The organism is Pectobacterium carotovorum, from assembly GCF_900129615.1.
GTDB lineage: Bacteria > Pseudomonadota > Gammaproteobacteria > Enterobacterales > Enterobacteriaceae > Pectobacterium > Pectobacterium carotovorum.
Genome location: NZ_FQWI01000009.1, coordinates 82151 through 93992, shown reverse-complemented (window position 1 = coordinate 93992; position 11842 = coordinate 82151). Strand labels below are relative to the sequence as shown.

The window sequence follows — 11842 nt, the reverse complement described above, 5'->3', positions numbered from 1 at the left end:
AGACATAACCTTAAAAAAACATAAAAAGAGGCCGCCCGCAGGCGGCCCTAGCCACATCAATTAGGCACTCTTTTTACCGGATAGTAAGTCGAGTACTTCCTGAACATCCTGGGTCTGTGCCAGACGTTCAATGACGGCATCATCATCCAGCGCGTTGGTCAGACTGGTGATGACCTGAATATGTTCGTTGTTGCGAGCGGCAATACCGATAACCAGACGCGCAACTTCATCTTCTTCATCGCCAAAGCGAACGCCTTCAGGATATTGGCAGAAGACAACGCCCGTTTTCAGCACGCGGTCTTTCGCTTCAATCGTACCGTGCGGCACGGCAATCGATTCGCCCAGATAGGTAGAAGTCAGCTTTTCACGTTCCAGCATCGCTTCAACATACGCAGGCTCGACATAGCCGCCTTTCACCAGTTGTTCACCGGCGAAACGGATTGCCTGCTCTTTGTCTGTCGCATGCTGATTCAGGAACACATTGCCTGCGCCCAGTTGGAACAGGTTAGTCTGTGCGTCGGCGACAGCAGGTGCTGGCGTCGCGACGGCTTCAGACTTCACGGCACCCTGTGCTACGGTAAGACGTGCCACCAGATCGCTATACAGACCGCTATCAAGGAAGTTGGTCAGCGAAATGTGCTGTGCCTGCGGCGCATGACGCATCGCACGTTCGGTCAGGTCACGGTGCGTAATCACCAGATCGACATCGTCCGGCAGACTATTGATCGCGCTGTTAGTCACCGAAATGCTGGTCAGCCCAGCATCCTGAACTTTCTTGCGCAGCACACCCGCACCCATCGCACTGGAACCCATACCGGCGTCACACGCTACGATGATTTTACGCACGGTACTCATATCACCGCTGATACCAGCGTGAGTCGCCGTGCCTTTAGAAGACGCTTTCATTTCCTGCATGCGGCGCGTTGCGTCGCTCAGGTCTTCTTCTTTTTGCTTGGTGCTTTTCAGCAAAATCGCCGACACGATGAAAGACACCGCGAAAGCCGCTGCAATGGCCGCAAGGTTAGCGAAGTAAGCGCCTTTTGGCGTCATCGCCAACACCGCCAGAATGGAGCCTGGAGACGCAGGAGAAACCAAACCGCCGCCCAGTACGCTCAGCGTAAACACACCAGTCATCCCGCCCAGAATCACCGCGATAATCAGACGCGGATTCATCAGCACGTAAGGGAAGTAGATTTCGTGAATCCCGCCCAGGAAGTGGATAATCGCCGCACCTGGCGCTGACTCTTTCGCGTTACCACGACCGAAGAACATGTACGCCATCAGCACGCCCATACCCGGGCCTGGGTTCGCTTCGATCAGGAAGAAAATAGATTTGCCGGTTTCCGTCGCCTGTTGAATGCCCAGCGGTGAGAAGATACCGTGGTTAATGGCGTTGTTCAGGAACAGAATTTTCGCCGGTTCAACGAAGATAGACGTAAACGGCAGCAGGTTGTTCTGTACCATCAGGTTAACGCCGGAAGCCAGTACCTGAGAGAAGACTTCAACCAGCGGACCAATTGCCAAAAACGACAGGATTGCCAACAACATACCGATGATACCGGCAGAGAAGTTGTTGACCAGCATTTCAAAGCCGCTTTTGATTTTACCGTCGACCATGTGGTCAAAACGCTTGATCGCCCAGCCGCCCAACGGGCCCACAATCATGGCGCCGAGGAACATCGGGATATCAGTCCCGACGATCACACCCATCGTCGTAATGGCACCCACGACACCACCACGCTCACCGAATACCAGACGTCCACCGGTATAACCAATCAGCAATGGCAGCAAATAGGTAATCATCGGACCGACGAGCTTCGCCAATGTTTCATTGGGGAACCAGCCGGTAGGGATAAACAGCGCGGTAATAATACCCCAGGCGATAAATGCGCCAATATTGGGCATCACCATATTGCTGAGGAAGCGACCAAAGTTTTGCACTTTGATCTTAATATCTGGTGAAAGCATAAAAACACACCCCTATTGAAACGCGCTGACAATAAGAGCGCGTGGTAATTATCGTGAGACGGCGTGGCAATAAAAACACCGATTACCACAAGACTACTTCCGTCATTATTACTGTATGCAGCGCGGACTCTAACACGCTGTTTTCATACCGCAACTCCATGGCGGTAACGTGACAAAAATCACACAACCACCCTACATCAACGATACAAATAGGTGATTTACTTCACAAAAAACCGTTAAAAATGAAAAACTAAACAGACTTTTAGACAAACACCGCGCCTTATATGTGACTTGAATCACATTTTACAGACCTGTATTTGTTTTATTTATGTGATGTTAATCACAATTTATTTTTACCCTCTCACCAGCCACACACACCTTATCCAGAATACCTCTCTGCCCTATCGCATCGCTAAAGCGTCGGGGCACGACGCGGTTAGGGATAATTCACGCCAGTTATTCCTCTGAGCGCATTCATTAAATTCTGCTGCTGTAGAGGTAGCGCTGCCACCAGGCTGTTATATTGCGTCACCTGTTGCGGCGTACGGAATTGCACAGACGAGCCATTAAACACAGCCTGATCGCCCTGAGCCTGAAGGAAATCGCCGATCTGGATCAAGCTCTGTGCGAAGGCAATCGCATTCGGAATGGCGGGTAACAGCGCATTGGTGGGCTGTATTACCGTGCGTGCATACAACCGCTCATAGGGTATTTGCACTTCCTCAGGCTGTTTTAGCAGCCGATGGGCGTTGTCCGCCTGCACTTTCGCCGCCTGCACATGCTGGCTCAACAGGTTCATTGCCCCGATGGATTGGCGAAGGTCATCACGCTGCGTCAGATAGTCTTTAGGAACACGAATTCGGGAAATTTGCCCCAGCATCGGCGTTAAACTGCCGGATACCGCCTGATTAAACTGCTGAGAAAAAGTAGTTAAAATCGCGTAATCGTTGGTGAAATTGCCAAAATTCTTCTTCTGCTCTTCCGTCAATGTCGGAAGCTTCCCATCCTGCTGCGACTGCACGCTTTGCAGGAACGCAACGAATGCCTTCCGCTGATCGGCTTCGCTGTCACCACAGGCAGCCAGCTGCAATGCCGCCAGAATAACCAGAACTGGCAGCAGCCAGCGTGAACGGTACGTCATTAGCCTTCTCATTCCCTACTCCCGTTATGCTTACTGCCCCGCCAATCGTGCTTTTTTCAAACCAAAACACGCTGACGACGGATTTTCCATGACAAGATTTTCTACGACATAAGCATAGTCGAATCAGGCTGGCTGTGCAGGAAAGGTCAGATCTGACATTCAAGAGAAATAAAAACCAGTATGGTTATTGTTTAATCATAAACATATTATTAAAATTGCGTTTCATCTCGCATTTTTCATCCGAATAATAAAAATCGCCAAAAATATGAGGTTACTCGACAATATGAAAAAATAGATTACAGATGAAACTATTAACAAGGTAACGAATATGCAATTTACTACCTTAAATAAATAAAAAGTGATTCTTTTATCACGATAGCTTTATTTTTAAAAAACGGACAATTTGACTACTCTATGCTTAGTATATTACCACTTGAAACATGGATTTTTATTGCTGTAATCCTTGCCTACTTCATTTATAGCAACTGGAATTTTACCGAGAAGAAAGCCCATGAGTCGCCAGGGATCCTCATTACTATAGGAATATTGGCAACCTTCCTTGGAATTGCGTTAGGTTTGGCATCATTCGATATGAATGATGTGGAAAATAGCTTACCTACGCTGATTAATGGCATAAAAACTGCATTTTGGGCCTCTGTTGTAGGTGTTGCTTGCGCATTAATTATAAAATGGCGCTATGCGTTTCGTGGTGTAAGGACAAAAAACAACCAACCGATACCCACGAATTCAACAATTGATGATATTGTTCACCACTTACAGCTCTCTACAGAATCGATTGGCCGATTGCATTATGCTATGGCAGGAAACGAAGATGCTTCTTTACTCACACAGTTAAAATTAATGCACGGTGATCAAAACGATAAACTAACCAATATTCATAATGCATTTACTGAATTCTCGAGAAATCAAACTGAAAATAACTCAAAAGCATTAATTGAAGCATTAAAAGAAGTTATTCATGATTTTAATGAAAAAATTGGTGAACAATTTGGCGACAATTTCAAACAGTTAAATGAAGCTGTCGGTAAAATAAATGAGTGGCAGCAGCAATACAGCCTGCAAATACGAGAGATGATTGAGCAACAAACTCAAACAACAGAAAATATGCAACAAGCGACCCAATCCTTTTCTGAAATAATGACACAATCAGAATCATTTACTCAAGTTGCAAAAGACATTCATCAAACGATTGGTACGGCCTCTAGTTTAGAAAAAGGCATAGAAGAAAATCTGAAACAACTCGCTGAATTAATTGAATCATCAAAAACAGGCATCCCCGAAATAGAAAAAGGAATTATGGCCATTATAGAGGATGTGAGAAACGGAGCTACAGCCTCTGCCACAGTCATTGGAGATAGTATTTATACTGTAACGCAAACATTGGAATCCTCAGCGGCCGACTTTACCAGTCAGATGATAGGTAGTTCGAAAGCTATGTCCGATGCTATAAAAAATCAAAATCAGGAAATGCAAAAATCTGTTCAGCAAACAGGGACAGAGCTACAAGAGCAGATAACACGCCTTTCTCAAGATCTCACTAAATACATACAGCGACACAATGAAGATGTAACGAATAATATTGTCGAGCTGAATAAAAAAACAGAGCAACAGGTTCAAACATTAGATGCAGCTCTAGCGGCTGCGTTGAAGAAATCTCTCGATAGTCTCGGCCAACAATTAGGGGCGCTGTCTTCTAAATTTGTACAGGATTACGATCCGTTAACAGAAAAGCTAAGAGACGTAGTACGCCTATCCGAGAATTTAAGGGGATAGAAGATGAATAATCCATTACTGACTCGCCAAAAAGCAGATAAAGAGGATTTTTGGATCAGTCTGAGTGATTTAATGACCTCTCTAATGATGATCTTTTTACTTATTTCCGTTGTCTATATGATAAAAGTACAGGAGATGGTTAAGATCCCATCTGTATATAGAAATACCTTACAGGGGCTTGGTCAAGCCTTACAGCACGAATTCAAGGACGATCTAAAACGCTGGCATGCAACAATCGACGAAGATCTAACAGTACGATTCCAAGAGCCAAATATTTTATTTACGACCAGTTCCTCTGAGCTAAAGCCGGAATTTAAAAGTATCTTAGATGAATTTATTCCTCGCTACCTTAGTATTATGACTGATAAAAAATATATCAATAATATTGAGGAAATACGCATTGAGGGACATACATCAACGATGTGGCGAACTGGTGTAAGTGAAAATGATGCTTATTTTCATAACATGGAACTGTCTCAGTCAAGAACTCGGACAACTCTGTCATATATTATGAATATGCCCGCAGTTTCAGACTCTAAAAGTACCTTAAGTTGGTTTAAAAATCACGTTCGCGCCATTGGGTTTTCTTCAGCAAAGCCCATTGATAAAGAAGGGAAAACGATCACATCCCCAGAGCAGGTTGAAGATAGTGCGCGTTCTCAACGAGTAGAATTTCGTGTCAGGACGAATGTTGAACGCCAGGTAGCCAATATTGTAGAAAAAGGGAGTAAAATATAATGGATTCGTTTCTCGTCTCTCAACTTCCCAATTTTCTTGAATCGTCAATTTTCAATAAGCTACGCAAGGAAATGAAAGCGGAGATTATCCCACCAATCGCTGATATAAAAATGGACGCACTTGTTCTTGATAAAATACTTTCAACAACAGGAAAAGACATTGATATATTAGAAATAGAAATTAATAGTGACAACACGATTAATTATAAAGATAAACGCGTTATTCTTCATATAAGAGATGTTGCATGTTATGGTGGGAGTATGAGTTTGCCAAAATATCACTTGGCAAACTGTAAAACATTACAAAGAATGTGGGAAAATAATAAAAGTGGAAGATACGTTGCAGCCACCCGCAGTGATGGTCTTTTTACAATAAAATCACAGAATACTGAAAAAACAGAGTGGATCACTAGAGAGGAAAGTTTAGATGTATGTAAATTCTGTCTCGAAACATTAAATTGGAAAAACTACTCTAGAAAATATCAGGATAGAGAAAATATTTTTTCTACTTTTGATCTAAGAGAATTTTTTAGCATTTATCCAAATTCAGCAACGACGTACAATACCGAGCATAATGACGTTACCGCTCCGATTAATGATTACTCCAAAGATTTCCAGATAATATCAAAACAATATCGAGAGTCAGTTAATTGGCAATGTGCAATTTGCAAAATAATTCTTGAACGTAAAGATTTAAATAAATTTTTACATGTCCACCACCGCGATGGACAAAAAAATAATAATAACAGAAACAATTTACAAGCACTTTGCATTGAATGTCATTCAAATCAAGACAATCACGGCCATATGAAAAATAATCCCCAACTAACATCATTCATTCAAATAAAAGGTGACATGACCTTCGCTGCAAGCTAAACGATCTTTCCCCGAGCTCATTTCCAACCCGGGGAAAGATTACGTAACGCTATTGTCGTTATTGCAGAACAGAAATATCCGCAACCTGCAGGAACAGTTCACGCAGTTGGCTCAGCAGCGTCAGGCGGTTCACTCGAACCTGCTCATCTTCCGCCATGACCATTACCTGATCGAAGAACGCATCGACAGGCTCACGCAGTGAGGCCAGCTCAACCAACGCTTCCTGATAGCGACCTTCAGCGAACAGCGGCGTCAGTTTGTCGCGCAGCACGACAAGGTGCGTTGCCAGCGTAATTTCCGCCGCGTCTTTCAATACGGCAGCATTGACACTCTCATTCAGCGTATCGGTAGACTTCGCCAGAATGTTGGAAACGCGCTTGTTAGCCGCTGCCAGCGCCGCTGCGGCATCCAGCGAACGGAAGTGGCTGACGGCTTTGACGCGGGCATCGAAATCAGCCGGACGGGTAGGACGACGCGCCAATACCGCCTGAATGGTATCCACGCTGTGGCCTTCTTCCTGATACCAGGCGCGGAAGCGGCCGAGCATGAACTCAATCACGTCATCCACAACTTTGGCGTTAGACAGCTTATCACCATACAAACGCACTGCTTCTTCGGTCAGCGTCTGCAAATCGAGCGGCAGACGTTTTTCGACGATGATGCGCAGCACACCGAGGGCGGCACGACGTAGCGCAAATGGATCTTTGTCGCCTTTCGGGTGTTGGCCGATGCCAAAAATCCCTGCCAGCGAATCCATCTTGTCGGCAATTGCCAGCGCACAGGCCACCGCAGAAGACGGCAGTTCGTCACCCGCAAAGCGCGGCTGATATTGCTCATTCAACGCAACGGCAACATCTTCCGTTTCGCCATCATGACGCGCATAGTGCATCCCCATCACGCCCTGCGTGTCGGTGAATTCGAACACCATGTTGGTCATCAGGTCACACTTCGACAGCAGACCAGCACGCTTTGCGTGATCCACATCGGCACCAATCTGGCCAGCAACCCAGCCAGCCAACGCCTGAATACGGTCGGTTTTGTCGCGCAATGAACCTAACTGCTGCTGGAACAAGACGGTTTCCAGACGCGGCAGGTGATCTTCCAAACGCTTCTTACGGTCGGTATTGAAGAAGAATTCGGCGTCAGCCAGACGCGGGCGCACCACTTTTTCGTTACCAGAAATAATCTGCTGTGGATCTTTGGATTCGATATTGGCAACAAAGATGAAGTTAGGCAGCAGATTGCCGCTGTTGTCGTAAACCGGGAAATACTTCTGGTCACCTTTCATGGTGTAAACCAGCGCTTCGGACGGCACAGCGAGGAATTTTTCTTCAAATTTCGCGGTCAGCACCACTGGCCATTCCACCAGCGAGGTGACTTCTTCCAGCAGGCTGTCGCTCAGATCGGCATTACCACCAATCTTACGTGCAGCTTCTTCTGCATCGGCTTTGATTTTCGCTTTACGCGCATCGTAGTCGGCAACGACTTTACCGCGCTCCAGCAGAATCTGCGGATACTGTTCGGCATTATCGATCGTAAATTCAGCTTCACCCATAAAGCGGTGGCCGCGAATAGTACGGGCTGAGTCGATACCCAATACCTGGCCGGGGATCAGTTCTTCACCCAGCAGCATGGTTACAGTGTGCACCGGACGCACAAACTGCGTTTCTTTGTCGCTCCAGCGCATCAATTTTGGAATCGGCAACTTCGATAATGCGGTGCTTACCATGCCAGCCAGCAGCGCCTGCGCCTGCTCGCCTTTCGCGTGGGCGCGATACAGCAGCCACTCGCCTTTGTCGGTCGTCAAACGTTCAGCTTGCTCCACGGTGATGCCACAGCCACGCGCCCAGCCTTCTGCTGCTTTGGTCGGTTTGCCTTCTGCATCAAACGCTTGTGAAATCGCCGGACCACGTTTTTCTACTTCACGATCGGGCTGAGACGCGCTTAAGCGTGCCACTTTCAGCGCCAAACGGCGCGGCGCGGCAAACCAGCTTACATCACCGTGTGCCAGATTGGCGGCATCCAGCTCCGCCGTGAAATTCGCGGCAAAGGATTCTGCCAGATTACGGAGAGCCTTCGGCGGCAGCTCTTCCGTGCCAATTTCCACCAGAAAAGTCTTGTCAGTCATCGCTGCCTCTTAGCTCTCTTTCTTATTACACATCGGGAAACCCAGCGCCTCACGCGAGGCATAATAGGCTTCCGCAACCGCTTTGGTCAGGGTACGAATACGCAGAATGTAGCGTTGGCGTTCGGTAACCGAGATCGCTTTACGCGCATCCAGCAAGTTAAAGCTGTGCGCCGCTTTCAGAATGCGTTCGTAAGCCGGTAAAGGCAGCGGTTTTTCCAGCGCCAGCAGATGCTGCGCTTCTTTCTCATATTGTTCGAAGCAGCTGAACAGGAAATCGACATCAGCGTGTTCGAAGTTGTAGGTCGATTGCTCGACTTCGTTTTGATGGAACACGTCGCCGTAGGTGGTTTTCCCTAACGGGCCATCGCTCCAGACCAGATCGTAAACGCTATCGACGCCCTGAATGTACATCGCCAGACGTTCCAGACCGTAGGTGATCTCGCCGGTCACGGGTTTACATTCCAAACCGCCAACCTGCTGGAAGTAGGTAAACTGCGTGACTTCCATACCGTTCAACCAGACTTCCCAGCCTAGGCCCCATGCGCCCAGCGTTGGGTTTTCCCAGTTGTCTTCCACGAAGCGGATATCGTGAATGGTCGGATCCATGCCCAGCTCTTTCAGAGAACCGAGATAGAGCTCCTGAATATTTTCCGGTGATGGCTTAATGACGACCTGAAACTGGTAATAGTGCTGTAAGCGGTTCGGGTTTTCGCCGTAGCGCCCATCGGTCGGACGACGAGAAGGCTGCACATAGGCAGCGGCCATCGGTTCTGGCCCCAGAGCCCGCAGGCAGGTCATTGGATGTGAAGTGCCTGCGCCGACTTCCATGTCCAATGGTTGAACAATGGTGCAGCCCTGGCGAGCCCAATAATCCTGTAACGTCAGGATCAGGCCCTGGAAGGTCTTGGTATCAAACTTTTGCATGTTGGATTCGCGCGCGATACAAGTGGATTTATAAGGAATGCGCCAGTATACCCTCTGACCGCAAGATATACAGCCAGAATGCGGCAACAAGTGCAAATCCCCCGTCATCATCTTTCAAATTTCAGGATCAGCCTGAAAAAACGGTCTGCAACATCTTCAGGCTCAGCAGCAACAGCAGCGCGGCAAAGGCCTTCTTCAGCGTCGCCACGGGCAGACGGTGCGCCAGACGAGCACCAACGGGCGCGGTGAAGAAGCTGACGGCAGAAATCAGGAGAACGGCGGGCAGAGACACATAGCCGACGCTGTAGTCAGGTAATCCCGTCGTCGACCAGCCGTTAATCATGTAGCCCAGCGCGCCGGAAAGGGCAATGGGTAGCCCTACTGCTGCGGAGGTGCCAATCGCCTGCTGAATACGGACGTTACACCACGTCAGGAATGGCACGGTGAGCGACCCGCCGCCGATAGCCACCAGCGCCGAAATGCTGCCAATCACCAATCCCGCCAGCGAAACGCCTGCCGTACCGGGCAACTGGCGCTGTGGCTTTGGCTTGATATTCAGCACCATTTGCAGCGAAACGTAGGCCATAAAGCAGGAAAAAAAGATCGCCAGCGCCCGCGTCGGTAACAGCGTCGCCAGCCAGGTGGCCGCGAATGTCCCGATCAGGATGGCAGGCGTAATCCGCACCACCACAGGCCAAAGCACCGCCTGATGCTGATGATGCGTACGCAGACTGGAAATTGCCGTGACGACGATGGCCGCCATTGACGTTCCCAACGCCAGATGAACCAGATGCGTATTCTCCACGCCCTGTGCAGCAAACAGCGCCGTTAGCACTGGCACCATAATGCCGCCGCCGCCAATGCCCAATAACCCCGCCATAAAACCTACTACCGCGCCTAATGCCAGATAGGCTGCTATCCACTCTACTGCCATTCCCTGTACCCCTGTCTCTGTCTATGCTTTTCTTATGATCGATTGAACAGCTTTGAACTAATAAACAGCCCTGAGCTAATAAACAGCCTTGAGCGAATAAATAACCCTAAGCTGTTGGCAAAGCATTATTCACGATTCCGCGACGACTTTCCGCCCCATCCGTAAACGACTTTTCATATCTGCGAGCACGCCCGCAAAACACTGGTTGCATATACAGCACCGTAAATGCCATGATCGAAGCCTATTTGTAACAGACTGCCTTACAATGAAAAGCTCACCATCATCAGGAGAAAGGTATGCAACGCTGCGGCTGGGTGACACAAGACACCTTATATCAGGATTACCACGATAACGAGTGGGGGAAGCCCTGCACCGACAGCCAGAAGCTGTTTGAGTTACTGTGTCTGGAGGGCCAGCAGGCCGGTCTTTCCTGGATCACCGTCCTGAAAAAACGCGAAGGCTATCGTCGTTGCTTCCACCAGTTCGATCCTGAGCAAGTGGCGCAGATGACGCAAGATGACGTGGATCGGTTGGTGCAGGACAGCGGCATTATCCGCCATCGCGGGAAAATCGAGGCGATTATCACCAATGCAAAAGCATGGGTGGAGATGGAAAGTCAGGGAGAGAGCTTCTCGCACTTCATTTGGTCTTTTGTCGAGCACCAACCGCGTCTCAATCACCCCGCTTCACTCGCCGAGGTTCCCGCCAAAACGGACGTTTCAGATGCCATGTCAAAAGCCCTTAAGAAACGCGGCTTCAAATTTATCGGTTCAACCATCTGTTATGCCTTCATGCAGGCGGGTGGATTGGTCAACGACCATGTGACTGAGTGCTTTTGTCATCAGGAAAGCACGTCATGATTCGCCCTTACCGCGACCTCGATCTTGCACCGCTGATGCAGCTTTGGCTAAAGAGCACCACACTGGCGCATCCGTTTATTCGTGAAGATTACTGGCGAGAAAGCGCCAGCGCGGTGCGTGAGATCTATATTCCCGAGTCGCAAACCTGGGTTTATGAAGAGCAAGGAAGCCTCATCGGCTTTATCAGCGTGCTGGAGGAACGGTTCATTGGCGCGCTGTTTGTGGAGCAAGCCTATTATGGCAAGCAGATTGGTACAGCGCTGATCCAGCATGTTCAGGCACAGTACTCCTTACTCAGTCTGGAAGTGTATCAGCAGAATACGCGCGCCTGCCGGTTCTACCATAAGCAGGGGTTTGTCGTTGTTGAGGAAAACCTCAATCAGGATACACAGGCCACAGCGCTGATCATGCAGTGGACGAAATAGGGAGCAGCAGCCAACGCCACTCCCTCCAGTTCAATAGATCACCTCTGAGTCATCG

10 protein-coding genes are annotated in these 11842 nt (G+C 48.4%); 5 read left to right on the top strand and 5 right to left on the bottom strand.

All coding sequences use genetic code 11. The features are described 5' to 3' along the window. Positions 1 to 60 precede the first annotated feature (60 nt). The gene (locus BUB06_RS17185; RefSeq protein WP_039474479.1) at positions 61 to 1968 is read right to left on the bottom strand and encodes a PTS mannitol transporter subunit IICBA; all 1908 of its coding nucleotides are present in this window, start codon (positions 1966 to 1968) and stop codon (positions 61 to 63) included. A 436-nt stretch (positions 1969 to 2404) separates the two neighbouring features. Further along, the gene (locus tag BUB06_RS17180; protein WP_080726798.1) at positions 2405 to 3109 is read right to left on the bottom strand and encodes a DUF3053 domain-containing protein; all 705 of its coding nucleotides are present in this window, start codon (positions 3107 to 3109) and stop codon (positions 2405 to 2407) included. Between the two features lie 414 nt (positions 3110 to 3523). On the opposite strand from BUB06_RS17180, the gene BUB06_RS17175 reads away from it, so the two are divergent. The 3 genes from BUB06_RS17175 (at position 3524) to BUB06_RS17165 (ending at position 6516) form a co-directional block, all read left to right on the top strand. Further along, a complete protein-coding gene (locus BUB06_RS17175) occupies positions 3524 to 4903 on the top strand; it encodes a hypothetical protein (protein ID WP_039474474.1) in 1380 nt (459 codons plus the stop codon). Positions 4904 to 4906: 3 nt separating this feature from the next. Then, on the top strand, positions 4907 to 5641 hold the full coding sequence (locus BUB06_RS17170) for an OmpA/MotB family protein (protein WP_039463480.1): 735 nt from the start codon (positions 4907 to 4909) through the stop codon (positions 5639 to 5641). A gap of 71 nt (positions 5642 to 5712) precedes the next feature. Next, complete coding sequence (locus BUB06_RS17165) at positions 5713 to 6516, top strand: hypothetical protein (protein WP_139294549.1); 804 nt, start codon at positions 5713 to 5715, stop codon at positions 6514 to 6516. A 58-nt stretch (positions 6517 to 6574) separates the two neighbouring features. On the opposite strand, the gene glyS is transcribed toward BUB06_RS17165, so the two are convergent. From glyS to BUB06_RS17150, 3 genes are all read right to left on the bottom strand, one after another. Continuing rightward, positions 6575 to 8644, bottom strand: a complete 2070-nt coding sequence (gene glyS, locus BUB06_RS17160; protein ID WP_039474470.1) for a glycine--tRNA ligase subunit beta — start codon at positions 8642 to 8644, stop codon at positions 6575 to 6577. Positions 8645 to 8653: 9 nt separating this feature from the next. Then, a complete protein-coding gene (gene glyQ / locus BUB06_RS17155; RefSeq protein WP_010296573.1) occupies positions 8654 to 9568 on the bottom strand; it encodes a glycine--tRNA ligase subunit alpha in 915 nt (304 codons plus the stop codon). Positions 9569 to 9695: 127 nt separating this feature from the next. Further along, positions 9696 to 10502, bottom strand: coding sequence for a sulfite exporter TauE/SafE family protein (locus tag BUB06_RS17150; protein WP_039474467.1), 807 nt, complete (start codon positions 10500 to 10502; stop codon positions 9696 to 9698). Between the two features lie 296 nt (positions 10503 to 10798). On the opposite strand from BUB06_RS17150, the gene BUB06_RS17145 reads away from it, so the two are divergent. Together BUB06_RS17145 and BUB06_RS17140 are read left to right on the top strand one after the other, a co-directional pair. Further along, positions 10799 to 11362, top strand: a complete 564-nt coding sequence (locus BUB06_RS17145) for a DNA-3-methyladenine glycosylase I (protein WP_010296571.1) — start codon at positions 10799 to 10801, stop codon at positions 11360 to 11362. Beyond that, positions 11359 to 11787 (top strand): N-acetyltransferase, encoded by a 429-nt coding sequence (locus BUB06_RS17140; protein WP_010296570.1) that lies wholly within the window; start codon positions 11359 to 11361, stop codon positions 11785 to 11787. The genes BUB06_RS17145 and BUB06_RS17140 overlap by 4 nt, the downstream gene beginning before the upstream one ends. The last annotated feature ends 55 nt before the right edge of the window (positions 11788 to 11842 follow it).